The 25,563-nt window shown below is 73.4% G+C and carries 21 protein-coding genes; 16 read left to right on the forward strand and 5 right to left on the reverse strand.

Translation table 11 applies throughout. The annotated features are described in order from the left end of the window. The first annotated feature begins 170 nt into the window (after positions 1–170). The 4 genes from treY (at position 171) to ACIQCJ_RS16405 (ending at position 6,098) form a co-directional block, all read left to right on the forward strand. Entirely contained in the window at positions 171–2,693 is a 2,523-nt protein-coding gene (treY, locus tag ACIQCJ_RS16390) for a malto-oligosyltrehalose synthase (RefSeq protein WP_402711684.1), read from the forward strand. Positions 2,694–2,980: 287 nt separating this feature from the next. Then, a complete protein-coding gene (locus ACIQCJ_RS16395) occupies positions 2,981–3,931 on the forward strand; it encodes a GNAT family N-acetyltransferase (protein WP_402711685.1) in 951 nt (316 codons plus the stop codon). A 251-nt stretch (positions 3,932–4,182) separates the two neighbouring features. Next, the gene (gene treZ / locus ACIQCJ_RS16400; protein WP_401312187.1) at positions 4,183–5,949 is read left to right on the forward strand and encodes a malto-oligosyltrehalose trehalohydrolase; all 1,767 of its coding nucleotides are present in this window, start codon (positions 4,183–4,185) and stop codon (positions 5,947–5,949) included. Next, the gene (locus ACIQCJ_RS16405; RefSeq protein ID WP_223186409.1) at positions 5,946–6,098 is read left to right on the forward strand and encodes a hypothetical protein; all 153 of its coding nucleotides are present in this window, start codon (positions 5,946–5,948) and stop codon (positions 6,096–6,098) included. The genes treZ and ACIQCJ_RS16405 overlap by 4 nt, the downstream gene beginning before the upstream one ends. A 15-nt stretch (positions 6,099–6,113) precedes the next feature. Here the strand turns inward: ACIQCJ_RS16405 and ACIQCJ_RS16410 are convergent, their stop codons facing one another. Next, a complete protein-coding gene (locus tag ACIQCJ_RS16410; RefSeq protein WP_402711686.1) occupies positions 6,114–7,088 on the reverse strand; it encodes a polyphosphate kinase 2 family protein in 975 nt (324 codons plus the stop codon). Positions 7,089–7,107: 19 nt separating this feature from the next. Further along, the gene (zapE, locus tag ACIQCJ_RS16415; protein ID WP_402711687.1) at positions 7,108–8,145 is read right to left on the reverse strand and encodes a cell division protein ZapE; all 1,038 of its coding nucleotides are present in this window, start codon (positions 8,143–8,145) and stop codon (positions 7,108–7,110) included. A 181-nt stretch (positions 8,146–8,326) separates the two neighbouring features. Between zapE and ACIQCJ_RS16420 the strand changes: the two genes are divergently transcribed. From ACIQCJ_RS16420 to ACIQCJ_RS16445, 6 genes are all read left to right on the forward strand, one after another. Next, on the forward strand, positions 8,327–9,088 hold the full coding sequence (locus tag ACIQCJ_RS16420) for a pyrimidine reductase family protein (protein ID WP_401312176.1): 762 nt from the start codon (positions 8,327–8,329) through the stop codon (positions 9,086–9,088). Positions 9,089–9,298: 210 nt separating this feature from the next. Then, positions 9,299–9,766 carry an indole-3-glycerol phosphate synthase gene (locus tag ACIQCJ_RS16425; protein WP_402711688.1) on the forward strand — a complete coding sequence of 156 codons (468 nt, stop codon included), beginning with the start codon at positions 9,299–9,301 and terminating at the stop codon, positions 9,764–9,766. Positions 9,767–10,061: 295 nt separating this feature from the next. Next, positions 10,062–11,456, forward strand: a complete 1,395-nt coding sequence (murC, locus tag ACIQCJ_RS16430; RefSeq protein WP_402711689.1) for a UDP-N-acetylmuramate--L-alanine ligase — start codon at positions 10,062–10,064, stop codon at positions 11,454–11,456. Between the two features lie 10 nt (positions 11,457–11,466). After that, positions 11,467–11,871 carry a peptide-methionine (R)-S-oxide reductase MsrB gene (gene msrB, locus ACIQCJ_RS16435; protein ID WP_355338679.1) on the forward strand — a complete coding sequence of 135 codons (405 nt, stop codon included), beginning with the start codon at positions 11,467–11,469 and terminating at the stop codon, positions 11,869–11,871. Between the two features lie 359 nt (positions 11,872–12,230). Then, positions 12,231–13,022, forward strand: a complete 792-nt coding sequence (locus ACIQCJ_RS16440; protein WP_402711755.1) for an aminoacyl-tRNA hydrolase — start codon at positions 12,231–12,233, stop codon at positions 13,020–13,022. Between the two features lie 162 nt (positions 13,023–13,184). Further along, entirely contained in the window at positions 13,185–13,694 is a 510-nt protein-coding gene (locus tag ACIQCJ_RS16445) for a hypothetical protein (RefSeq protein WP_402711690.1), read from the forward strand. Here the strand turns inward: ACIQCJ_RS16445 and hemQ are convergent. After that, positions 13,643–14,395: a hydrogen peroxide-dependent heme synthase gene (hemQ, locus tag ACIQCJ_RS16450; RefSeq protein WP_355338673.1), complete on the reverse strand. Its 753-nt coding sequence runs from the start codon at positions 14,393–14,395 to the stop codon at positions 13,643–13,645. The two genes, ACIQCJ_RS16445 and hemQ, sit on opposite strands and share 52 nt — an antisense overlap. Before the next feature lie 84 nt (positions 14,396–14,479). Then, positions 14,480–15,892: a protoporphyrinogen oxidase gene (hemG, locus tag ACIQCJ_RS16455; protein ID WP_401312164.1), complete on the reverse strand. Its 1,413-nt coding sequence runs from the start codon at positions 15,890–15,892 to the stop codon at positions 14,480–14,482. A gap of 148 nt (positions 15,893–16,040) precedes the next feature. Here hemG and ACIQCJ_RS16460 point away from each other — a divergent pair, with 148 nt between their 5' ends. Beyond that, positions 16,041–17,171, forward strand: coding sequence for a DUF4349 domain-containing protein (locus tag ACIQCJ_RS16460; RefSeq protein ID WP_391048756.1), 1,131 nt, complete (start codon positions 16,041–16,043; stop codon positions 17,169–17,171). A gap of 4 nt (positions 17,172–17,175) precedes the next feature. Here the strand turns inward: ACIQCJ_RS16460 and hemE are convergent, their stop codons facing one another. Beyond that, positions 17,176–18,216: a uroporphyrinogen decarboxylase gene (hemE, locus tag ACIQCJ_RS16465; protein ID WP_355338664.1), complete on the reverse strand. Its 1,041-nt coding sequence runs from the start codon at positions 18,214–18,216 to the stop codon at positions 17,176–17,178. A 625-nt stretch (positions 18,217–18,841) separates the two neighbouring features. Between hemE and ACIQCJ_RS16470 the strand changes: the two genes are divergently transcribed. The 5 genes from ACIQCJ_RS16470 to ACIQCJ_RS16490 all read left to right on the forward strand — a co-directional run bounded on the left by ACIQCJ_RS16470 (position 18,842) and on the right by ACIQCJ_RS16490 (position 25,489). After that, positions 18,842–19,474, forward strand: coding sequence for a DUF3000 domain-containing protein (locus tag ACIQCJ_RS16470; protein ID WP_402711691.1), 633 nt, complete (start codon positions 18,842–18,844; stop codon positions 19,472–19,474). 247 nt (positions 19,475–19,721) lie between these two features. Beyond that, entirely contained in the window at positions 19,722–20,387 is a 666-nt protein-coding gene (locus tag ACIQCJ_RS16475) for a LuxR C-terminal-related transcriptional regulator (protein ID WP_188280408.1), read from the forward strand. Between the two features lie 215 nt (positions 20,388–20,602). Continuing rightward, complete coding sequence (locus ACIQCJ_RS16480) at positions 20,603–21,859, forward strand: HRDC domain-containing protein (protein ID WP_402711692.1); 1,257 nt, start codon at positions 20,603–20,605, stop codon at positions 21,857–21,859. A 286-nt stretch (positions 21,860–22,145) separates the two neighbouring features. Next, a complete protein-coding gene (locus tag ACIQCJ_RS16485; RefSeq protein WP_355338657.1) occupies positions 22,146–23,366 on the forward strand; it encodes an acetyl-CoA C-acyltransferase in 1,221 nt (406 codons plus the stop codon). Next, positions 23,363–25,489 (forward strand): 3-hydroxyacyl-CoA dehydrogenase NAD-binding domain-containing protein, encoded by a 2,127-nt coding sequence (locus tag ACIQCJ_RS16490; RefSeq protein ID WP_402711693.1) that lies wholly within the window; start codon positions 23,363–23,365, stop codon positions 25,487–25,489. Before ACIQCJ_RS16485 ends, ACIQCJ_RS16490 begins: the two co-directional genes overlap by 4 nt. Positions 25,490–25,563: the final 74 nt, after the last annotated feature.

The following is a 25,563-nucleotide window of genomic DNA, read 5'->3' on the forward strand; positions in this document are numbered from 1 at the left end:
GCGCGGCCGGTGGCCCGCGGGTCGGCGGCGCGGCAGGTGGCCCGCGGGTCGGCGACGCGGCCGGCCTGCCACGGGGAAGGACGGGCCGCTTTCGGCGATACGGACGGCGTCCGGGGAGACCCGGGCGCGTTCGGCCGCTTCACGGCCGAATCCGGGGTAGAGAAGACCTCATGACCGGACTTCCCGTGACGCCCTCCGCCACCTACCGGGTGCAGGTGCAGCCCGGCTTCACCTTCGCCGACACCGCCGCGCACGTGCCGTACCTGGCCTCGCTCGGCGTCTCGCACCTGCATCTGTCGCCGATCCTCGAAGCGGTGCCCGGCTCCACCCACGGCTACGACGTGGTGGACCACTCGCGGGTACGCGAGGAGCTGGGCGGCGAGCAGGGCCTGCGGGCGCTGTCGCACACCGCCCGCGAGCACGGCCTCGGCCTGATCCTGGACATCGTCCCCAACCACATGGCGGTGCCCGCGCCCGAACACCTCAACGGCCCGCTGTGGGAGGTGCTGCGCGACGGTCCCGGCTCCGCGTACGCCGACTGGTTCGACATCGACTGGGCCGCGCTGGGCGGCAAGGTGCTGCTGCCCGTGCTGGGCGACCCCCTGCCCGACGTCCTCGGGCAGCTCTCGGTGGTCTCCGACAAGCGCGCGGGCGGCGAGGTGCTGCGCTACTACGACCACCGGTTCCCGCTGCGGCCGGGCACGGAGAATCTGCCGCTGCCGGAACTGGTGGAGGCGCAGTGGTACCGGCTGGCGTACTGGCGGCAGGCCCGCACCGAGCTGAACTACCGCCGCTTCTTCACGATCTCCGACCTGATCGCGGTCCGCGTCGAGCGGCAGGACGTCTTCGAGGCCACCCACGCGACCGTGCTGCGGCTGCTGCGCGAAGGCGTCGCCGACGGGCTGCGGATCGACCACCCGGACGGCCTCGCCGACCCGGCGGGCTATCTGCGCCGCCTGGCCGAGGCCAGCGAGGGGCGGTGGACGGTGGTGGAGAAGATCCTCCAGCGCGACGAGGCGCTGCCCGCCGACTGGGCGTGCGCGGGCACCACCGGGTACGACGCGCTCGACCGGATCGACGGGCTGTTCACCGACCCGGCGGGCGTCGCCGAAGTGACCGACTTCTACCGGGAGTTCACCGGCGTCGAGGACAGCCGCGGCGGCCGGTGGGAGCCGACCGCGCGGCGCGCCGCCCACCGCATCGTCGGCCACGACCTCGCCGCGGAGGTCTCCCGCCTCGCGGCGAGCGCGCAGCGGGCGCAGGGCCCCGGCACGGGCGGCGGGACCGAGGGAGCGGCCGGGCCGGTAACAGCCGAGCACCAGGAGACCGACCCTTACACGGCGCCCTATGCGACGTCCGTGCTGGAGGAGGCGCTGCGCGAGCTGCTGGTCCGTATCCCGGTGTACCGCCCGTACGTACGCCCCGGCACCCCGGCGACGCCCGGCGACACCCTGATGGTGACCGAGGCCGCCTCCAGTGCGGCGGAAAGCGCCGACGGGCGGCTCGCCCCGGCGATCGGCCTGCTGCGCGACCTTGCGCTCGGCCGCCCGGCCGAGGGCGCGACGGTGCCCGGTGAGGACGCCGACGACTTCGCCGTCCGCTTCGCGCAGGTCGCCTCCGCGCTGCACGCCAAGTCCGTCGAGGACACCGCCTTCTACCGCTACTCGCCGCTGCTGTCGCTGTGCGAGGTCGGCCGCAGCCCGGCGCATCCGGCGACGGCCCCGGAGGAATTCCACGCCTATTGCGCGCGGATCCAGCGCGACCACCCCGGCACCGGCACCGTCCTGTCCACGCACGACACCAAGCGCAGCGCCGACCTGCGGCTGCGGCTGGCCGTCCTGTCCGAACTCCCCGACGCCTGGCGGGAGTGGATGGGCGCCCGCGAGGCCCGCGCCGAGCGGTCAGGCGACGCGCCCGCGCCCGACCGGCACACCGCGTACACCGTCTTCCAGACCGGCGTCGGCCTCGGCTTCTGCCACCCGGACCGGCTGGTGCCCGCCGCCCTCAAGGCGGTCCGCGAGGCGGGCCTGCACACCTCGTGGACCGAGCAGGACGAGGCGTACGAGAAGGCCGTCACCGACTTCACCGAGCAGGGCCCGTGCGGCGCGGGCGTCTACGACGTCGGCGAATTCGTCAACTCCCTCGCCCCGTACGCCGACGCCAACGCGCTCGGCGCGGCGCTGGTGCACCTGACGATGCCGGGGGTGCCCGACGTCTACCAGAACACCGAATTCCCGGTGTACACCCTGGTCGACCCGGACAACCGCGGCCCCATGAACGGGCCGGTCGGCGGGACCCAGCGGTTCGGCGTCGACCGCACCCTGGACCGCCTGCTGGACGGCGCCGCGCCGGGCTCCTTCGACGAGGCCAAGCTGCGCCTGACCGCGGTGGCGCTCCGGCTGCGGCGCGACCGCCCCGAGTGGTACGGCCCCACCGCCTCCTATATCCCCCTCGTCGCGCAGGGTCCTGCCGGTGACCACTGCCTCGCCTTCCTGCGCGGCGGCTCCGCCCTCACCGTCGTCACCCGGCTCTCCGCCCGCCTCGCCGCGGCGGGCGGCTGGCGCGAGGCGTCGCTGCCGCTCCCTCCGGGCCGCTGGCACGACCGCCTGGGCGGCGGGACGTACGAGGGCGCGGCCCCGCTGGCCGAACTGCTGGGCCGCAGCCCTGTGGCCCTGCTGACCCCGGAGAGGTGAGCGCGGAGAGGTGAGCGCGGAGAGGTGAGCCCGGCGGGGTGAGCCGCCCCCGCTCGCTCCCGCGCACCCGCGTCGACATCCCGACAGGGCCGCCGCGTAAAACCGGTGGCCTTGTCGGCCGTCGCCCGCCTAGGGTGCCGATCACGCCCATGACCGGACGAGAAGGAGGCGAGAGCGATGACGTACATCACTGTGCCGCGCTCCCGCCCCTCCGCAGGGCGTCCGTAGATCCACGGGGAGATGGTCCCGGGAGCGCTCCGTCGAACTCCCGAAGGAATCGCTTCACCATGTCCGATCTGGTTTTCCGCCCGCTCGTCGCGGGCGAGTCCGCCCTGTTCAACTCCCTTGCCGAGACGGCATCCGGCACGCGTACCGACACCGGCGACGCGTTCGTCGGCCGCGCCCTGCTCGGCCAGTCCTTCGCGACCCTCGACGCGGGCGGCGAGTACCGGCCCGAGTGGTCGTGGGTCGCGCTGCGCGGCGCGAAGGTCGTCGCGCGGGCCGCGTGGTGGGCCAAGCCCGAGGACAGCGAGCCGCTGGCCCTGGACTGGTTCGACTTCGCCGAGGGCGAAGCCGAGGCGGCCACCGAACTGCTGCGCGCCGCGCCCCTGAACACCGAGTACAGCCTGCTGCTGCCGCCCGACTGGCGCGAGCGCCCCGACGTGACGGCGGCGGCGCGGAGCCGCGCGGCGGCCGTCGAGGCCGCGGGGCTGCGCGAGTTGGTCGAGCGGTACCGCTACGAGTGGACGGCGGACTGCCCGCTGCCGCCGCGCACCGGGCGTCTTGAGTACCGGCCCGAGCCGGACGACACCGCCTTCCGGGCCGTCATGGCCCGCATCATGGAGGGCACCCTCGACGCCCACGACCGCCGGATGATCGCCGAACAGGGCCTGGAGGCCGCCCTCGACGAGACCATCGGCTTCTTCGACTGGTTCCCCTCGCCCGCCGACTGGCGGCGGGTGGCGTACACCCCGGACGGCGAGGTGGCCGGGCTGCACGTGCCCGCGCGCAATCCGGCCGGCCCGTGCATCGGCTTCATCGCCGTGGTGCCCGAGCAGCGGGGCCGCGGTTACTCGTACGACCTGCTGGTCGAGTGCACTCACGACCTGGTCGACCGCGGCGCGGTCAAGGTCGCGGCGGCCACCGACCGGACGAATGTCCCGATGGCGCGGAATTTCGCGAAGGCGGGGTATCCGATCGTTCAGGAGCGGATCGACTTCGTCCCCGACGCAGTGTGATGTTCCCCCGCTGATCCGCTCGCGGTGATGCGGGAGGCCGTTCCGTGGGCATGCATGTGCCCGGGGTCCGTGGCGCGGCCACGGCCCCGGGCACCCGCGAGGAACGGCCTCGGGGGCGCCCGCACAGAAGACCGCCGTACAGAAGACTGCCGTACAGAAGACCGCCGTACCGCCGTACAGAAAACCGCTGTACGGAGAACTTCCGCGCGGAAGACCGCCGCGCGGAAGACCGAAGACGCTGAACGAACCGGATGACGAGACGGGAGCCGTGGGTGCTGTTCGAGGTGTGGGCGCCGGATGCCCAGCAGGTGGAGATCCTGATCGACGACCGCACACGGCACGGCCTCGGCCCCGACCCGGCGCGGGCCGGCTGGTGGCGCGCGGAGGTGTCCGCCGGGCCGGGCACGCGGTACGCGTATCTGCTCGACGGCGGTCCGCCGCTGCCCGATCCGCGCTCGCGCCGCCAGCCGGAGGGCCCGGACGGGCCGAGCGCCGTCGTCGACCACGACGCGTTCGCCTGGACGGTGCCGTGGCCGGGCCGCGCGCTGCCCGGCGCGGTGGTCTACGAACTGCACGTCGGCACCTTCACCCCCGAGGGCACCTTCGACGCGGCGATCGAGCGGCTGCCGCACCTGGCCCGGCTGGGCATCACGCACATCGAGCTGATGCCGGTGTGCCCGTTCCCCGGCACCAACGGCTGGGGGTACGAGGGCGTGTCGCTGTGGGCGGTGCACGAGCCGTACGGCGGCCCCGAGGGAATGAAGCGATTTGTCGACGCGGCGCACAAGCAGTGCCTGGGCGTCGTCCTCGACGTGGTCCACAACCACCTGGGCCCGTCGGGCAACCATCTGCCGCCGTTCGGCCCGTACTTCACCGACCGGCACCACACCCCCTGGGGCGACGCGGTCAATCTGGACGCGCCCGGCTCCGACGAGGTGCGGGACTTCCTGATCGGCAGCGCGCTGTCGTGGCTGCGCGACTACCGGCTCGACGGGCTGCGCCTCGACGCCGTCCACGCGCTGGTGGACACGCGCGCCCTGCACTTCCTCGAGGAGCTGTCGACGGCCGTGGACGGGCTGTCAGCCGCGCTCGGCCGCCCGCTGTTCCTGATCGCCGAGTCCGATCTGAACGACCCGCGGACGACGGCCCCGCGCCAGGCGGGCGGCCTCGGCCTGCACGCCCAGTGGAGCGACGACTTCCACCACGCCCTGCACGCGGCCGTCACCGGTGAGGCGCAGGGCTATTACGCGGATTTCGCCGCCGCCGGGCCCGCCGCGGTGGCCAAGACGCTCACCGGGGGCTTCTTCCACGACGGCAGTTGGTCCTCCTTCCGCGGCCGGCACCACGGCCGCCCGCTGGACCGGGCCGCCGCGCCCGCCCACCGGCTGCTGGGCTACGCGCAGACGCACGACCAGATCGGCAACCGCGCGACCGGCGACCGGCTCACCCCTGACCAGCTCACCGTGGCCGCGGCCCTCGTCCTGACCTCGCCGTTCACCCCGATGCTCTTCATGGGCGAGGAGTGGGGCGCGGGCACGCCCTGGCAGTTCTTCACCGACCACGACGACCCGGAGCTGGGCGCGGCCATCACGCGCGGGCGGCGCCGCGAATTCGCCGACCACGGCTGGGCGGAGGAGGACGTGCCCGATCCGCAGGACCACGCGACCCGGGACCGCTCGTGCCTGGACTGGGCCGAGCCGGACAAGGCGGGGCACCGCGAGCTGCTGGAGTGGTACCGCGGGCTGATCGCGCTGCGCAGGTCGGAGCCCGCCCTGACCGATCCCCAGCTCGACACGGTCGCGGCGACCGCGGGCGGCCGGACGCTGCGGCTGGCCCGCGGCCCCTTCCGTACGGTCGTGAACTTCTCCGACGCGCCCGCGCGGGTGCCGCTGGACGTGCCGTGCGAGGTGGTGCTGGCCCGGCCGTCGTGCAAGGTGCTGCCGGGCCCGGACGCGGCCGTCCAGCTTCCGCCCCGGGGGGCCGCCGTGCTGCGCGCCCGCGTTACGGTGAACGGGTGACACAGACGACCCCGACGCCCGACGCGGAAGCCCTCGCGGACTGCGTGCTGTGCGGCGAGCCGACCGAGTATCCGGCGAGCACGCGCGGCGCGACGTACTGCCCGGTGTGCGAGTGGCAGGAGGCGCAGCGCACCGCGTGCTCCGGCTAGGGCCGGGCACGCGGGTCAGGTCTTGAGGAGCGCGACGCGGTTCTCCTCGATGTCGAAGTCGGCCTTCGGATAGGCCGGGTCGATCAGTTCGAGGTGTTCGAGCAGCAGCTTGGCGACCGCCCAGTTCCGGTACCACTTGCGGTCGGACGGCACGACGTGCCAGGGCGCGGCGTCGGTCGAGCAGCGCTCCAGGGCCACCTCGTACGCCTTCTGGTACGCGGGCCACAGCGCGCGCTCGCTGATGTCACCGGGGTTGAACTTCCAGTGCTTGTCCGGGTTGTCGAGCCGCTTCAGCAGCCGCTCGCGCTGCTTGTCGTAGCTGATGTGCAGGAAGACCTTGACGACGGTGACGCCGTCGTCGGCGAGCGACTGCTCGAAGCGGTTGATGACGCTGTAGCGGCGGCTCCAGGTGGCGCGCGGCACGAGGTCGCGCACGCGGGCGATCAGCACGTCCTCGTAGTGCGAGCGGTCGAAGACGCCCAGCTCGCCGGGGCGGGGCAGCGCGCGGCGGATGCGCCACAGGAAGGGGTGCTGGCGCTCCTCCTCGGTGGGCGCCTTGAACGCGGTGACGCGGATGCCCGACGGGTTCAGCCCGGAGGACACGTGCTTGACGGTGCCGCCCTTGCCCGAGGTGTCCATGCCCTGGAGCACCAGCAGCACGCAGTGCGGGTCGCCCGCGGTGCTCTGCGCCCACAGCCGCTCCTGGAGCTCGGCCAGCCGGGCGCGCAGCTCCTCGGTCGCGGCCAGGGCCGTCGCCTTGTCACGCGGGCCGCCGGGGGTCGCGGAGGGGTCGTACGCCCGCAGGTTGACCGGTCCGCCGCCGGGCGGCACGCGCAGCAGGGAGCGCAGGCCCGGGTCCTTCTGCGCCTTCTTGGCGGCGGCGTCGGCGTGCTTGCCGCCCCGGCCGTCCTCGTGCGCGTGCCGGTCCACGTGCGCGTGCTCGGCGCCGTGCTTGCCCTTGCCCTTGTCCTTGCTCCCGCTCTTGGCCATGCACCGATCCTGCGCCGGATCAGCGGTCTCCGCCAGTGCCGGTCAGCTTCTCGGCGTCCCGCGCGAGCGCGGTGAGCCGGGAGACGGCGCGGAAGTACTTCTTGCGGTAGCCGCCCGCCAGCATGTCCTGGCCGAAGACGCGGTCGAAGGGCACGCCGGAGGCCAGTACGGGGATCTCGCGGTCGTAGAGCCGGTCGGCGAGCACCACCAGGCGCAGCGCGGTCGCCTGGTCGGTGACGGGTTCCACGCCGCGCAGGAAGACCGCGCCGACGCCGTCGCAGAGCGCGCCGTAGCGGCTGGGGTGGACGGTGGCCAGGTGCGCGGCCAGCGCGCCGAAGTCGTCGAGCGCGGCGCCGGGTGTGACGGCCGCGGCGGCGGTGACCTGCTCGTCGGTGTGCGGGGTCGGCGCCTCGGGCAGGCCGCGGTGCCGGTAGTCCTCGCCGTCGATCCGCAGGCTGGTGAAGCGGGCGGACAGGCCCTGGATCTCCCGCATGAAGTCGGCGGAGGCGAAGCGGCCCTCGCCGAGCTTGCCGGGCAGCGTGTTCGACGTCGCCGCCAGCCGTACGCCCGCGTCGGCGAGCTTGCCGAGGAGCGTGGACACCAGCACCGTGTCGCCCGGGTCGTCCAGTTCGAACTCGTCGATGCAGACCAGCCGGTGGTCGCTGAGCGCCGCCACCGCGTGCTGGAAGCCGAGGGCGCCGACCAGATTGGTCAGCTCCACGAACGTGCCGAACGCCTTGCGCTCGGCGGGCGCCGGGGTGGCGTGCCACAGCGACGCCAGCAGGTGGGTCTTGCCGACGCCGTAACCGCCGTCGAGGTAGACCCCGCCGGGGCCGCCGGGCGCGAGCGCCTCCCGCCGGAACCACCGCTTGGGCGTCGGCGCGGCCGTCAGCGACGCCGCGAAACCGGCCAGGGCCCGTACGGCCGCGGCCTGGCTGGGCTGATTCGGGTCGGGCACGTAGGTCTCGAACCTGACGCCGTCGAACCGCGGCGGCGGCACCATCTCCGCCACCAATCGCTCCACCGGCACATGCGGCGTGCGCGCGCTGAGTGACACGGGCCCGCCATCGCCGCCTATCGCGGCACTCCCAGACGAAACGACAGAGGTCGACACAGCTCACCAGCGTAGTGCCTTCCGGTTCCGCCCCCGCCGGCATGTGTCCGACCCCACGCGTACAGGGGCGGCGGGCCGAGGGCGCCGACCGGCCCGTAGCGGCGCGGCGTGGGAGACTTCGGGGATGCGACGGCTCTATCCCGTAGCGGGAGCGAACGATTCGGCCGGGCTGGAGACACCGCTCGGCCTGGCGGACGCGTACGCGTACCCCGAACGGGGAGCGGGCCCGTACCTCCGGGCCAACATGGTGTCGTCACTGGACGGCGCGGCCCGGTACGACGGCAGGTCGGCGCCGCTGTCGTCGGAGGCGGACATGCGGGTCTTCGGCGTGCTGCGCGCACTGGCCGACGTGGTGCTGGTGGGTGCGGAAACGGTTCGCCTGGAGGGCTACCGGCCCGCGAGGGCCCGCGAGGTGTTCGCGGCGCGCAGGGCGGCCGACGGCCAGACCCCGGCCGCCGCCGTCGCGGTGATCAGCCGCGGACTCGATCTGGACTTCACGACACCGCTGTTCACCGCGCCGGTCACCCCCACCCTGGTGCTGACCGGCGCGTCGCCGCCCGCCGACCGTGTCGCCGCCGCCCGCGCGGCGGGCGCCCATGTGGTCGTCGCGGGCGACGGCGAAGGCGTCGACCCGGTCCGCGCGGTGCGCGAGTTGGCCGCGCTGGGCCACACGCGGCTGCTCCACGAGGGCGGCCCGCGGGTCCTCGCGCAGTTCGCCGCGGCCGGCACGCTGGACGAACTGTGCCTGACCGTCGCCCCGGTGCTCGGGGGCGGCGACGCGCCCCGGATCATGCACGGCCCCGACGTTCCGGGCCCGGCCCGCCTCGTCCCGCGCTCCGTCCTGGAGGAGGACGGCTTCCTGTTCACCCGTTACGTCCGGGCCTGACCGCCCGACCGTCCCACCGACACACCTCATGCCACCCACCTGACCAGCGGCGCGCCGCACGGTGGAACCGCGACCGAAAAAAGCGGATTCCCTCGTTCCGTTTTGCTCCGCGCGGGAACACTTACCCGAGTGCCCCGCGAAGATCGGGGCAGGATTGTTCCAACGCCGGCCCGGTGGCCCCGACGAAGCACGAGAAAGAAGGACGCGTCCGTGTTCACGACCGTACTCATGATCGAGAAGCCGCTCGCACCGGCCGACGTGGAGCTCGTCACCTCTCTCCACGGCGACGAGCAGGTCTCCTTCGTCGTGCTCATGCAGCCACGCGGCGACCAGGACCGGCTGTTGCGGGCCGTGGACGACGTGGCGCTCGGCTATCTGGATGACGCCGCGCACGAGGACCGCGAGCCGGAGGGCGACGACGCCACCCCGGTCGCGGAGCGGGCCCTGGCGCACTCCCTGGAGGCGCTGCGCGCCTCCGGCGCGGAGGCGGTGGGCCGGATCGTCGACAAGCACCCGCTCGACCTGCTGCGCACGGTCGTCGAGGAGACCGACGCCGACGAGGTCATCGTGCTCACCGCGCCGCACTTCGTGGAGGAGTTCTTCCACCGCGACTGGACGTCGCGGGCGCGGCACAAGGTGGGGGTGCCGGTGCTGAAGCTCTTCGCCGAGCACGATTAGGCGCAGCGCGCGATGAGGCGCCGAGCGCGATGAGCCGCAGGGCACGATGAGGCGCAGGGCACGATGAGGCGGCGAGCGCGATGAGGCGGCGCCGCGCCACCCGGCGGCTCGGGCGTCGTGTGTCCCGGGCACCCCTTGCAGAAACGTCTCGCCGGGCGGGGGGTGCCATGGGCGCGCGGTCAGGGTCGGCGCGCGGTGCCACGGGCGCGCGGGCAGAGTCGTCCGCCCGCCCGGAGGTGCGAGAATTGGGACCCGGTCAATAAACGAACCACGCACATCTCCGGGAGACCTCCGTATGAGCCCGTCCGTTCCCCCCGCCATGGACCGACCGCACTTCATCGGCATCGGCGGCGCCGGAATGTCGGGGATCGCGAAGATCCTCGCGCAGCGCGGGGCGCGGGTGGCGGGCAGTGACTCACGTGAGTCAGAGACGGCGGGCGCGCTGCGCGCGCTCGGCGTGACCGTGCACATCGGCCACGACGCGGCGCACCTGGCGCAGGACGCCACCTCGGTGGTCGTCTCCAGCGCGATCCGCCCGGAGAATCCGGAGCTGGCGGCGGCCCGCGAGCGCGGCGTCCCCGTGGTGCACCGCAGTGACGCGCTGGCCGCGCTGATGGAGGACACCCGGCCGATCGCGGTCGCGGGCACCCATGGCAAGACCACCACCACCTCGATGCTGGCGGTCGCGCTGACGGCGCTCGGCAGCGAGCCGTCGTACGCGATCGGCGGCGACCTGGACGCGCCCGGCTCGAACGCGCACCACGGCGGCGGCGAGATCTTCGTCGCGGAGGCCGACGAGAGCGACCGCAGCTTCCACACGTACGCGCCCGAGGTCGCGATCATCCTCAACGTGGAGCTCGACCACCACGCCAACTACGCCTCGATGGACGAGATCTACGACTCCTTCGAGACCTTCGTCGGCAAGATCCGCCCCGGCGGCACGCTGGTGATCTCCGCCGACCAGCCGGGCGCCGTCGAGCTGACGAAGCGGGTACGGGACATCGGCGGTCTGACCATCGTGACGGTCGGCGAGGCCGAGACCGCCGACGTACGCATCACGAAGATCAACCCGCGCGGGCTGACCAGCGAGGTCACCGTCGTCATCGACGGCCGCCCGCTGACCTTCACCGTCTCCGTGCCGGGCCGCCACTACGCGCACAACGCCGTCGCCGCGCTCGCCGCGGGCACCGCGATCGGCGCCCCGACCCGGAATCTGGCCTCGGCCCTCGCGAAGTACACCGGCGTCAAGCGGCGCCTCCAGCTCAAGGGCGAGGCGGCGGGCGTCCAGGTCATCGACTCCTACGCCCACCACCCGACCGAGATGGCCGCCGACCTGGAGGCGATCCGCGGCGCCGCCGGGGACGCCCGCGTCCTGGTCGTCTTCCAGCCGCACCTCTTCAGCCGCACCCGCGAGCTGGCCACCGAGATGGGCGCCGCCCTCGCCCTCGCCGACGCCTCCGTCGTCCTCGACATCTACCCGGCCCGCGAGGACCCGATCCCCGGTGTGACCAGCGCACTCATCATCGACGCGGCCCGCGCGGCGGGCGCCGACGTGACCGCGGAACACGACAAGCAGGCGGTACCGGACGTGGTCGCAGGAATGGCGAAGCCGGGTGATCTCGTTCTCACCATGGGCGCGGGCGACGTGACCGACCTCGGTCCCCTGATTCTCGCCCGCCTCGGCAGCTGAGGAGACCTCCATGTCCTACGAAGTCAGCAAGTCCGACGAGCAGTGGCGCGCCGAGCTGTCGCCGGAGGAGTACGCGGTCCTGCGCAAAGCCGGTACCGAGCGGCCCTTCGTCGGCGAGTACACCGACACGAAGACGACCGGCGTCTACGCCTGCCGTGCCTGCGGTGCCGAGCTCTTCCGCTCCGACACCAAATTCGAGTCCCACTGCGGCTGGCCCTCCTTCTACGACCCTGCCGACACCGACGCCGTCGAACTCATCGAGGACCGCACCCTCGGGATGACCCGCGTCGAGGTCCGCTGCGCCCGCTGCGGCTCCCACCTGGGCCACGTCTTCGAAGGCGAGGGCTACGGCACACCGACCGACCAGCGCTACTGCATCAACTCCATCTCCCTGACCTTGACCCCCACGGAGTAACCCCTCCGGGGGGGCCGTGCGCCTCCGGCGGGGGGCAGCCTTTCAGCGCCGCGGGGACGCGCGACCAGCCCCCGCGGCGGAACGGGCCCCGAAGCGGCGCTGGGGGCACCTCCCGGCCGAAGGCTGGGGGAGGAACTGCGCGATCAGCCCCCACCGGCCGGTGGTCCGGAGACAACCGAACCGCCCCGCCGGGGCGGGCGGTGCCCTGCGGGAGCGTCGTGGCTGGCACGACGACATCGGCGGGCGCCACCGGTTCCGGCGTGGCCGCCGCGGCCGCCGCAGCCGCCGCCGCTTCCGTACGCACCGACGCCGCACGCCACGGCGGATCGGCGTCCAGCAGCGGGTGGCAGACTGGGGCGGTGAGCAGCCCCTTCCAGCACCAGGTCGCCGACCGCGACGCGGCACCCCAGTTCGTCCTCCCGCTCGTCGTCCGGATCGAGCGCGACGCGCCCCCGGCCCGAACCGACGCTCTGGAGACGGCGGCGCGCGCCGTCCTCACCTTGCTTTGCGACGAGCGCGCGACGGCCGACGACGGCGAGTGGGCGCAGGCCGTACGGGACTGGCAGGACGCCAGAATCCGCAAGGTCGTACGGCGGGCGCGCGGAGCGGAGTGGCGGCGGGCGGCGGCCCTGCCGGGCATCACGGTGACGGGATCGGGATCGGGGTCCGCGTCGGGATCGGTGCCGCGGGCGGACACGGAAGCGGGTACGGCCGATGTGCCGCCCGCCGAAGTGCGGGTGTACCCGCCCGTGCCGCTCGACGGCTGGCCGAAGGAACTGGCCAAACTCCAGGTCTCCGGCACGGAGTTGGACGACCCGCAGCCGCCGTCACCGCTCGAACCCGGCGACCCGCGCCCCGTGCTGTGGATGAATCCCGACGTCACCATGTCGGCCGGGAAGGCCATGGCCCAGGCCGGACACGGCGCCCAACTCGCCTGGTGGGAGCTGTCGGACGCCGACCGCGACGCCTGGCGCGCCGGCGGTTTCCCCCTGGCCGTCCGCACCCCCTCCCCCGCCCTGTGGACCCGCCTGAGCGCCTCCTCGCTCCCCGTCGTCCGCGACGCGGGCTTCACCGAGGTCGCCCCGGGCTCCGCCACCGTCGTCGCCGACCACCCGTCCCTGCGCGCGCATCCCGCCCCCGGCACGCTCTGACGGGCCCCGCCAGCCCGCTCGCGGAGTTATCCACAGGCCGAGAACGCGGTGTCGGCGGAGTCCGGTAGAAATCCCTCATGTGGATTCTTCTGCTGCTCGTCGCGTGTGCCGCGGCGACCGCCGCCGGCGCGCGCCTGTGCCTGGCCGGGGTCGCCGCGGCCGGTGGAGCGCCCGGAGAGCGGCGGCCCACGGACGACGTCGAACTCGGGCAGTACGAAACGGCGTTCCTGGCCGGAGGCCGTACGCGCGCTCGGCGAGCGGCTGGTGGCCGCCGGGCTCGGGGTTCCGGCGGCGGCACGCGAACGGCTCGCGGCGGGGGTGCGGCAGGTGCGCGGCGCCACCGGGCTGACGTTGGCGATGGCGGTGGCCACCGTCGTGCTGAACGGGTCGGTCCGTGCGCCGGACGGCACGCCCGCGCTGCTCTGGTACGTGCTGCCGCTGCTGCTGACGGGGGCGTGCTGGGCGGTGGCGCGCGTCGAGGTCTATCCGTACACGCGGTGGGCGGCCCCGGCCGGGCAGGAGGCGCTCCGGGGGATACCCCGGGACGCGCCGCCGCTGTCGGCCCTGGCCGCCCGTGGGCCGCGCACGCCGCGCGACCCCGCGATACGGGCGCTGCCGCGTCAGGCCAGGCCCGCGACCAGGTCGGCGATCTCGCGGCGCCGGCCGGTGTAGAAGGGGACTTCCTCGCGGACGTGCAGGCGGGCCTCGGAGGCGCGCAGGTGCCGCATGAGGTCGACGATCCGGTACAGCTCGTCGGCCTCGAAGGCCAGGATCCACTCGTAGTCGCCGAGCGAGAAGGACGCGACGGTGTTCGCCCGCACGTCGGGGTAGCCACGGGCCATCTTGCCGTGGTCGGCGAGCATCCGGCGGCGGTCCTCGTCCGGCAGCAGGTACCAGTCGTAGGAGCGCACGAAGGGATAGACGCTGACCCACTCGCGCGGCGTCTCATCGGCGAGGAAGGCCGGAACATGCGACTTGTTGAACTCCGCCGGGCGGTGCAGCGCCATGTTGGACCACACCGGCTCCACCGCGCGCCCCAGCTTGGTGCGGCGGAAGAGGTTGTACGCCTCCTGCAACTCCTCGGCCGTCTCCGCGTGCCACCAGATCATCAGATCGGCGTCGGCCCGCAGCCCCGAGACGTCATAGGTCCCGCGGATCGTGATGTCCTTGGCGGCGAGCTGCGCGAACAGCTCCTCGACCTCGTCCGCGTACCCGCCGCGGTCCTCGGGCAGGGTGTCGCGCAGTCGGAACACCGACCAGAGCGTGTAGCGAATGACCTCGTTGAGGTCCTTGGCCTTCTTCCCCGCGTTGGGGGCCTTCGCCGACGTGGCGTCGGCGGAATCGGAAGCGCGGTCGGCAGTCGAGTCGGTCATACCCCCCATTCTCCCGCGCCCCCCGACGCTCCCGGCACCAGGGTCCCCCACGACGCCCCGCGGGGCCGCCCGGCGCGGAGCCGTTCAGCCCCGCGGCAGCAGCTCGGCCGCGGCGCGGTGGGCGCCGGCGATGCAGGCGGGGATGCCGACGCCGTCGTACGCGGCGCCGCAGGCGGCCAGGGCGGGGAGCTTGGTGAGGTGTTCGCGGACGCGGGCGACGCGGGCGAGGTGGCCGACCGGGTACTGGGGCAGACCCGCGGTCCAGCGGGTGACGCGGGCGGCGATCGGGGCGGCGCGCAGGCCCACGGCGGCCTCCAGGTCGTCGCGGGAGAGGCGGACGAGGTCGGTGTCGTCCCAGGCGAGGTCCGCCTCGTCGCCGTGGCGGCCGATGGAGGTGCGCAGGACGACGGTGTCGCCGCCTGCCTCGCCGAGCCAGCCCCATTTGCGGCTGGAGAAGGTGGACGCCTTGATGGTGCGGCCGTCGACCGGCGGGACGAGGAAGCCGCTGCTGTTGGGCAGCCGTGTCATCTCACGGCGGCGGAAGGCCATGGTGACCAGCGCCATGCCCGCGTATTCGACGGTGTCCAGTTCGGCCGCGGCGGCGGGCGACTCGGCGGCGAGCAGCCGGGCCGCGGTGGGCGCGGGCACGGCGAGCACCACGGCGTCGGCCTCCAGCGCGCGGCCGTCGAGGCCGACCTGCCAGCCGTGCGGGGTGCGCCGCAGCTCGCGTACGGGCGCGTCGGTCTCGATGGTGACGCCCGCGGCGCGGCACGCCTCGGCGACCGCGAGCGGCAGCCGTCCGACGCCGCCGCGGATGCCGTTGAAGACCGGTCCCGCGCCGCCCGCCCTGGCCGCGGCCCGGCGCTGGATGTCGCGGGCCGCCTCGATCAGGGAGCGCCCGGTGCGCATGGCCTCGAAGAGCTGCGGCACCGCGGCGCGCAGCGAGATCTCGTAGGCGTTGCCCGCGTAGACGCCGCCGAGCAGTGGTTCGACGAGCCGGTCCACGACCTCGTGGCCGAGCCGGGCGGCGACGAAGGCGCCGACCGCGACATCGTCGCCGAGTTCGGTGCGCGGCAGTACGTGGTCCAGCGGGAGCCTGGCGAGACCCGCGGCGGACAGCACACCGGACGAGGCGAGCGGCCCGAGGTCGCCGGGCACGCCCATGACGTGTCCCTTGGGCATGGGCCGCAGCTTGCCGCGCGTCCACAGCGCGGCGCCGAGCACCGCGGGCGGCTCCAGGTCGTCGCCGAGCCCGACCTCGCGGGCCAGGGCGATCGCCTCGGGGCGGCGGGCCAGCATCGACTCGGCGCCGAGGTCGACCGGCACCCCGGCGATCTCGTCGGCGTACAGCTTGCCGCCCAGCCGCGACGACGCCTCCAGCAGCGTGACGCGGACGCCCGCGCCCGCCAGCCGGTGCGCCGCGGCGAGTCCGGAGATTCCGCCGCCGATGACGATCGCGTGTTCAGGAGCGCCCGTGCCGTTGTGCGTCTGGCTCATGCGTCCACTGTCTCAGACTCCGTTCCGAGTTCCGAACGTGATCCCATCGCTACCGCGGGACCGCAACCCGGCGCGGACCGTCCACGTCCAACTGTCACTACAGGTCACTAGGCGGGCCTCACGAGGCTCGCACCTGGGGGGAATTGACGTGAGGACACACAGACCCGGAGCGCCGCGCACCGGGCGCGCGCACCACGCCGGCCGGCGCGGACGGCGGCGGCTGGCCGCCGTCCCGGCCGCGCTGCTGCTGGCCGCCTCGCTCGCGGTCGCCGGGTGCAGCAGCGAAAGCGGCGGCGCTTCCGACAAGGCCGCCGCCCCGGCGGCCCGCGGCCAGGACGACAGCGGCAGCGACTCGATGAAGAACGGCGGCAGCGGTACGGACGCCGGGAACGCGCCTTCCGGTACGCCCGGTTCCGCGTCGGACAAGGCCGCCACCACCGGCAACAACGCCAAGCCGTCCGCGCCCAGCTACCTCGTCCGTACGGCCCACCTGACCGTCCGCACCCCGAAGGTGGGCGACGCGCTCGACAAGGCCCGCGCGATGGTCGCCGACGCGGGCGGTTACGCGGGCACCGAGGACACCTCGGTCGACGCCGGGGGCCACGAGCAGTCGACGATCCAGCTCCGGGTGCCGCCCGCGGCGTACGACGGTCTGCTGACCCGGCTGGCCGGGCTCGGCACGCTGATGGAGCGCAAGGTCGGCGTCGAGGACGTCACCGGCCAGGTGGTCGACGTGCAGAGCCGGATCAAGTCGCAGCAGGCCAGTGTGGCGCGGGTGCGCAAGCTGATGGACCAGGCGGGCTCGCTCAGCGACGTGGTGTCGCTGGAGCGCGAACTGAGCACGCGCGAGGCCGACTTGGAGTCCCTCCAGGCGCAGCAGGCGGCACTGCGGGAGCGGACGGATCTGGCCACGGTGACGCTGCGGCTGGTCGAGCCGCCGGTGAAGCACGTCGCGGCGAAGCCGAAGCCGAAGCACGAGGACGGTTTCTGGACGCAGGTCGGCCACGCGCTGGGCGGCGGCTGGCACGCCTTCTACGTGACGATCCGCGGTGTGCTGGTCGTCCTGTCGGCCGTGCTGCCGTTCCTGGTGGTCGCGCTGGCCGGCTTCATCGGCTACCGGCTGGTGCGCCGCCGCTGGCCCCGGCAGGAGCCGCCGACGATGGCGCCGCGCCCCTGGAGCCCGTCCTCGCACGCGCCGATCCACCCGCAGCGCACGCCCTCCACGGCTCCGGCGGGTACGGACGCGCCGGAGCGTGCGGAGGAGCCGCCGACGGACTGAGCCGTCACACCTCGGTCGAGGTGTGCACGAAGTCGACGAGACGGGTGAGAGCGTCCGGGTCGGTGCTGGGCAGGACACCGTGGCCGAGGTTGAACACATGGCCGGTGGCCGGGGCCGCGTCCAGCACCTCCCGGGCCTTCGCCTCGACGGCCGCCGTCGGGGCGAAGAGCACCGACGGGTCGAGGTTGCCCTGGAGCGCCTTGCCGGGACCGACCCGACGGCCCGCCTCGTCCAGCGGCACCCGCCAGTCGACGCCGACGACGTCCGCGCCCGCCTCGCCCATCAGACCGAGCAGTTCGCCGGTGCCGACGCCGAAGTGGATCCGCGGGACGCCGTAGTCCTCGACCGCGTCGAAGACCTTCACCGACGCGGGCATCGCGTAGCGCCGGTAGTCGACGGGCGCGAGCGCCCCCACCCACGAGTCGAAGACCTGGACGGCGCTCGCGCCCGCCTCGATCTGCACCTTCAGGAAGCCCACGGTGATGTCGGCGAGCAGGTCCAGCAGGTCACGCCACAGCTCGGGGTCGCCGTACATCAGCGCCTTGGTCCGCTCGTGGTTGCGCGACGGGCCGCCCTCCACGAGGTAGCTGGCCAGCGTGAAGGGCGCGCCCGCGAATCCGATCAGTGGCGTCTCGCCGAGTTCGGCCGTCAGCAGGCCGATCGCCTCGGTGACGTAACCGACGTCCTCGGGCTCCAGCGCCCGCAGCCGCTTCAGGTCCTCCCGCGTACGGATCGGGTCCGCCACCACCGGGCCCACGCCGGGCTTGATGTCGAGATCGATCCCGATCGCCTTGAGCGGCACCACGATGTCGCTGAAGTAGACCGCCGCGTCGACCTTGTGCCGCCGCACCGGCTGCATCGTGATCTCGGCGATGAGGTCGGGCCGCGTGCACGAGTCCAGCATCGCGATGCCCTCGCGAATCTTCAGGTACTCGGGCAGCGAACGCCCGGCCTGCCGCATGAACCACACCGGCGTATGCGGCACGGGCTCGCGCCGACAGGCGCGGATGAACGGGGAAGCAGCGGTCTGCTGGTGCGCACTCACGCCGAGAATCCTCCCACGTCTCCCCCACCACCCCCACCAAGGGGGCTGCGCCCCTAGCACACGTCCGCGCGCTGGGGTTCGCCCCCAGGGTGCGTCTACGCGAGGGGCTGCGCCCCTACAGCACCGCTGCGCAGGTGGGTTCGCCGCTCGGGTGCGTCTACGCAGGTGGGTTCGCCGGTAGCCAGCGAGCCAAAGGCGGCGCCGGTGTTGAAAGGGAGAACGCGCACAGCGACCGAGGAACGAGGGAGCGAGCACGATCGACCGTCGACACCGGATCTAAGCCGCCGGAGGCGAGAGGGCGGCAAAAAAAGGGAATCGCGGTGAGCTGACACAAGGCGGCTCCCCCGCACGCCCCCCCGTACCGCTGACCCCACACAAGAGCGCACCCCGGACGTTCACCCCCTCCCACCCCCGCTCCCCCGTACCGCTGACCCCACGCAAGAGCGCGCCCCTTGACGGTCACCCCCCACAGCCACCCCAGCGGCGAACCCCGCCGCGCAGTCGGGAGGTTGGGGGCGCGCGGCAGGCGCAAGGGTGCTCCTCGCGGGGAGCGGGAACGCGCCCCGAAGGGCAATAAGGGTGTTGTTCCGAGCCCGGAGGGCATCGGCGGCTTAGTCTTCCGGGCATGGCAGCGGTTCACGGGCACCTCGGCGACGGCAGTGGCGACGTCCCCCTCCCCTTTCGGCGCTCGGTGGACACCCTGCGCTCGGTGCGGGTGAGGCCGGAGGTCAGGATCGAGGAGACGGCCGCGCCGAAGCGGCTGGCGTCGTACGCGTACGCGCTGGAGGCGACGGTGCTGGCGGACGGCGAGGAGCTGGCCGACGGGCGGTTGGTGCTGCTGCACGAGCCGGACGGGCACGAGGCGTGGCACGGCGCGTTCCGCCTGGTGACGTTGGTGCGGGCCGAGTTGGAGCCGGAGATGGCGGGGGATCCGCTGTTGCCCGAGGTGAGCTGGTCCTGGCTGACCGGGGCGCTGGCGGCGCGCGGGGCGGCGTACAACGACCCGAGCGGTACGGTCTCGCGGGCGTCGTCGCACTACTTCGGCGCGCTGGCGGACCGGGTGGACGACACGCAGATCGAGATCCGGGCGTCGTGGACGCCGAGGGAGCGGGCGGGGGGCGCGCCCGAGGTGGCGGCGCACCTGGCGGCCTGGTGCGATCTGCTGTGCGCGTGCGCGGGTCTGCCGCCGTCGGAGGGCCCGGAGCCGTTGGTGCGCGGGGGCAGCGGCGTGGTGCCGATGCCGAAGCGCCGTACCTGAGTCCGTCGGACCGCTTCCGTAGCCCGGCGTACCGCCCCGGCCTGCGGTGACGTCACGCGCCCCCGATGGCGCGCCCCCGCGCACTCCCCGGCGTATCGCGCGGCGCACTCACTTCTCGCATGTTCGATTTCTCGTCCGAATTGCCGGAAATGATCCTCAATAAATCGTGATCTTTCCCTAAAGGCCGGAGCAATTGCTGCCGAAGGAGATTGTGACCGTTTCAGTCCCCTTTGCCACAGGAGGCCCGGTGTCCGTTCTTCTCGAGCAGCCCACGAGCCTGGTCGCCTACCGCCCCAGCAAGCCGACGGCCATGGTCGTCGTAGCCGACCCCCGCGTCCGCTCCACTGTCACCCGACACCTGTGGGCTCTCGGGGTTCGCGACGTGATCGAGGCCTCGTCCATCGCCGAGGCCCGTCCCCGGGTCGGTAACCCCCGCGACATCTGCGTCGCCGATGTCCATCTCCCCGACGGCTCCGGCCTCACCCTGCTCGCCGAGACCCGCGCGGCAGGCTGGCCCAACGGCCTCGCACTCTCCGCCGCCGACGACATCGGCGCCGTGCGCAACGCGCTTGCCGGGGGGGTGAAGGGCTATGTCGTGACCGGCACCCGCAACAGCCCCGGCGGTCTCGCCACCCGGCCGGGACTGGCGCCGCTGGGCGCCACCGCGGCCCGTATGCAGCGCCGCCCGCCGGGCGCCCCCGGCCACCCCAGCGGCTACCGCGAGCTGTCCGGCCGCGAGGTCGAGGTCCTGCGGCTGGTCGCGGAAGGCCAGTCGAACAAGGCGATCGGCGTCTCCATGGGCCTTTCGGCGCTGACCGTCAAGAGCCACCTCGCCCGGATCGCCAGGAAGCTGGGCACCGGGGACCGCGCCGGCATGGTCGCGGTGGCCCTGCGCACCGGAATCATCCACTGAGGCCCCGGCCGTGAGCGACCCCCGGCGGAACGTTCCGCCGGGGGTCGTTTCGTATACGCGCGCCCGTATCCGCGCGTACGCCCGCCGTACACGCGCGCGCGTCGGCCGTCGTGGCGGTGCCGCGGCCCCGGCGCTCACGGACCCGGCGGCGACGTACCGTACGCCCTGTCCGTTGGATCTCCACCTGACACGCCGTACCCGGCTACCCTTAACAAGTGACCGACGCCAGAGAGACCGCAACCCAAGCAGGCCCGGCGCCGGTCCCGCTGCTGGACCCGCGCGAGGGAATCCCGCCGGTGACCGCCAGCCCGGAGGCTCTCGCAGATGTCGTCGCGGCTTTCGCCGCGGGTTCCGGTCCGGTCGCCGTCGATGCCGAGCGCGCCTCCGGCTACCGCTACGGGCAGCGGGCCTATCTGGTCCAGTTGCGCCGCGCCGGAGCAGGGACCGCGCTGATCGACCCCACGGGATGCCCCGACCTGTCCACCCTGGGCGACGCCCTGACCGGCACCGAGTGGGTGCTGCACGCCGCCACCCAGGATCTGCCGTGCCTGTCCGAGATCGGCATGCACCCCACCTCGCTGTTCGACACCGAACTGGCCGGGCGGCTGGCCGGGTTCGCCCGGGTCGGCCTCGGCGCGATGGTGGAGAACGTGCTGGGCTTCGCGCTGGAGAAGGGCCACTCGGCGGTGGACTGGTCCACCCGCCCGCTGCCCGACCCGTGGCTGCGGTACGCCGCGCTCGACGTCGAGCTGCTGGTGGATCTGCGCGACGCGCTGGAGGAGGAGCTGCGCACCCAGGGGAAGCTGGAGTGGGCGCTCCAGGAATTCGCGGCCATCGCCGCCGCCCCGCCGGCCCCGCCGCGCGTCGACCCCTGGCGCAGGACCTCGGGCATGCACAAGGTGCGGCGGCGTCGGCAGATCGCCGTAGTGCGCGAGCTGTGGCTGGCGCGCGACCGTACCGCCCGTGAGCGGGACGTCTCCCCCGGCCGGGTGCTCAGCGACGCCGCGATCGTGACGGCGGCGCTGGAGAGCCCGCCGAACGCGCACGCACTGGCAGCCCTGCCCGGTTTCGGGCACCGGATGGGCCGCCGCCAGCTCGACCAGTGGCAGTCCGCGATCGACCGGGCGCGCGCGCTGCCCGAGCGGGAGCTGCCGCAGCCCGCCGCCGCGTACACCGGCCCCCCGCCGCCGCGCGCCTGGGCGGACAAGGACCCGGTCGCCGCCGCCCGGCTCTCCGCGGCGCGCGCCGCGGTGAGCGCGCTGGCCGAGGAGCTGAATCTCCCCCAGGAGAATCTGATCACCCCGGACACCGTGCGACGACTGTGCTGGGCGCCTCCGGCGAACGCGAGCGAGGAGGTCGTGGCCGCCCAGCTCGCGGACATGGGCGCCCGCCCGTGGCAGGTCGAGCTGACCACCCCGCTGCTGACGGTCGCGCTGACCGCCCGCCCGGCGGACCCGCCCCCGGGCGAATAGCCCGCCGGGGCCGGTGGCCCGTCCGCAGGCGGCGGTTCCCCGTCCGTGGTCCTGCGTCGGTGGTCCGCAGTCAGCGGTTCTGCGTCCGAACGGCCGACCCGCCTGCGGCGCTCCCTCAGGGTCTCCCGCCTTAGGGGTAACCTTCGGTAACATCCGTGCGATGTGAGCTGCGCCGCTTCCGCGAGGGAAGCTGTGCACATGAGTTACCGACGAGTAGCATGTGAGGCGAGCCGTAGGAAGCGTGCTTCAGCGCCGCGTTCCACATCGTCGAAGAGGGAGACCCACCGTGCCTCGTACCGGAAGGGACGTCGTATTCGTTGACGGCGTCCGCACCCCGTTCGGCAAAGCGGGCCCGAAGGGCATGTATCACGAGACCCGGGCCGACGACCTGGTGATCAAGTGCATCCGGGAGCTGCTGCGGCGCAACCCGGATCTGGACCCGGCGCGGATCGACGAGGTCGCGGTCGCCGCGACCACGCAGATCGGCGACCAGGGCCTCACCCTGGGCCGGACGGCGGGCATCCTCGCCGGGCTGCCGACCACCGTGCCCGGTTTCTCCGTCGACCGGATGTGCGCGGGCGCGATGACCGCCGTGACGACCACGGCCGGCGGCATCGCCTTCGGCGCGTACGATGTCGTGGTGGCCGGCGGCGTCGAGCACATGGGACGGCACCCGATGGGCGAGGGCGTCGACCCCAACCCGCGGTTCGTCTCGGAGAAGCTCGTCGACGAGTCGGCGATGTTCATGGGCATGACCGCGGAGAATCTGCACGACCGCTTCCCGCAGCTCACCAAGGCGCGCGCCGACGAATTCGCCGTCCGCAGCCAGGAGAAGGCCGCGAAGGCGTACGCCAACGGCCGGATCCAGCAGGACCTGGTGCCGATCGCGATCCGCCGCACCACCCCCGAGGCCGGGGAGACCGGCTGGGGCCTGGCGACGGCGGACGAGCCGATGCGGCCGGGCACCACGCTGGAGCAGCTCGCGGGCCTGAAGACCCCCTTCCGCCCGCACGGCCGGGTCACCGCGGGCAACGCTGCCGGTCTCAACGACGGCGCCACCGCCTCGCTGCTCGCCGCGGAGGACGTCGCCAGGGAGCTGGACCTGCCGGTACGGATGCGCCTGGTCTCGTACGCCTTCGCGGGCGTCGAGCCCGAGGTGATGGGCATCGGCCCGATCCCGGCGACCGAGAAGGCGCTGGCCAAGGCCGGTCTGTCGATCGGCGACATCGGCCTGTTCGAGATCAACGAGGCGTTCGCCGTCCAGGTGCTCTCGCTGCTCGACCACTACGGCATCGCCGACGACGACCCGCGGGTCAACCAGTACGGCGGCGCCATCGCCTACGGCCACCCGCTGGCCTCCTCCGGTGTGCGGCTGATGACGCAGCTCGCCCGGCAGTTCGAGGAGCAGCCGCACGTGCGCTACGGCATCACCACCATGTGCGTCGGCTTCGGCATGGGCGGCACGGTCATCTGGGAGAACCCCCACTTCGACGGAGGCACCAAGTGAGCAGCACCACCGAGCTGTTGAAGGGGGCGGCCGAGCGGTTCCCCGGCGAGGTCGTCACCCAGGCCCAGGTGCGGCACCTGGAGCTGCCGGGCGCGGGCCGTTTCGCGCTGATCACGCTGGACAACGGCCTGGACCACACCAAGCCGACCACCTTCGGCCCGCAGTCGCTGGCCAACCTGGACGCGGCGCTCGACCAGGTCGAGAAGGAGGCGGCGGAGGGCGCGATCACCGGCGTCGGCATCACCGGCAAGCCGTTCATCTTCGCGGTCGGCGCCGACCTCAAGGGCGTCGAGGTGCTCAGGACGCGCGACGAGGCGCTGACCATCGGCAGGAGCGGCCACGAGGTCTTCAAGCGGCTCCAGTCGCTGGCCGTGCCGACCTTCGCGTACTACAACGGCGCGGCCATGGGCGGCGGTGTCGAGGTCGGTCTGCACTGCACCTACCGCACGGTGTCGGCCTCGCTGCCCGCCTTCTCGCTCCCCGAGGTCTTCCTCGGCCTGGTGCCCGGCTGGGGCGGCTGCGTACTGCTGCCGAACCTGATCGGCGCGGACCGCGCGGTCACCGTCATCATCGAGAACTCGCTCAACCAGAACCGTCAGCTCAAGGGCGCCCAGGTGTACGAACTGGGCATCGCCGACGCGCTGTTCGAGGCGGCGGACTTCCTGGAGCAGTCGCTGGCCTGGACCGCGGCCGTCCTCAAGGGCGAGCTGGAGGTGGACCGGGCCGAGGTGGACCGCGGCGAGGCGTGGGACCAGGCCGTGGCCCGCGGCCGGGCCGTCGCGGACAGCAAGGTGCACGGGGCGGCCCCTGCCGCGTACCGCGCGCTGGACATCATCGCCGCGGCGAAGAACGGCGATCTGCGGCAGGGCTTCGACGCCGAGGACGCGGCGCTGGCCGACCTCATCATGGGCGGCGAACTGCGCAGCGGCATCTACGCCTTCAACCTGGTGCAGAAGCGCGGCAAGCGCCCGGCGGGCGCGCCCGACAAGTCGCTGGCCCGCCCGGTGTCCAAGGTCGGCGTGGTCGGCGCGGGCCTGATGGCCTCGCAGCTCGCGCTGCTCTTCGCCCGCCGCCTGGAGGTGCCGGTCGTGCTGACCGACATCGACCAGGCGCGGATCGACAAGGGCGTGGGTTACGTCCACGGCGAGATCGACAAGCTGCTCGCCAAGGGCCGCGTCGGCCAGGACAAGGCCAACCGCCTCAAGGCGCTGGTCTCCGGTCACCTGGACAAGGCGACCGCCTTCGGCGACGCGGACTTCGTCATCGAGGCCGTCTTCGAGGAGATGGGCGTCAAGCAGCAGGTCTTCGCGGAGCTGGAGGCGGTGGTGCGCCCGGACGCGATCCTGGCCACCAACACCTCCTCGCTGTCGGTCTCCGAGATGGCCTCGAAGCTGGAGCACCCGGAGCGGGTCGTCGGCTTCCACTTCTTCAACCCGGTCGCGGTGCTGCCGCTGCTGGAGATCGTCCGCGCCGAGCGGACCGACGACGCGTCGCTGGCCACCGCCTTCGGCGTGGCGAAGAAGCTGAAGAAGACCGCGGTGCTGGTCAAGGACGCCCCGGCGTTCGTCGTCAACCGCATCCTGACCCGCTTCATGGGCGAGATCCAGAACGTCATCGACGAGGGCACGCCGGTCGCCGTCGCGGAGAAGGCCGTCGAGCCGCTCGGCCTGCCGATGTCGCCGCTGGTGCTGCTCGAACTGGTCGGCCCGGCCATCGGTCTGCACGTCTCCGAGACGCTGCACGGCGCCTTCCCCGACCGCTTCACCGTCTCGGAGAATCTGGCGGCCGTGGTCAAGGCGGGCAAGCGCGGCTTCTACGTCTACGACTCCGGCGTGCCGGAGCTGGACCCCGAGGTCGCCGCGCTGCTCAAGCAGGGCGACTCGGTGCTCACCGAGGCGCAGGTGCGCGACCGGGTGCTGGACGCCGTCGCGCAGGAGATCGGCCTGATGCTGGACGAGGGCGTGGTGGCCGAGGCGCAGGACATCGACCTGTGCCTGATCACCGGCGCGGGCTGGCCCTTCCACCTGGGCGGCGTCACCCCGTACCTGGACCGCGAGGGCGTGTCCCAGCGGGTGAACGGCAAGCCGTTCCTGGCGCCTGGCGTGGCGAGCGTCCCGGCCTAGGACGGACGCGGCGAAGCGCCGGACGGCCCCGATGTCAGGGGGCCGTCCGGCGCTTCGCCGTTCCGGCTCAGCTC

Origin of the sequence: Streptomyces sp. NPDC093221 (assembly GCF_044753885.1) — a bacterium.
GTDB lineage: Bacteria > Actinomycetota > Actinomycetes > Streptomycetales > Streptomycetaceae > Actinacidiphila.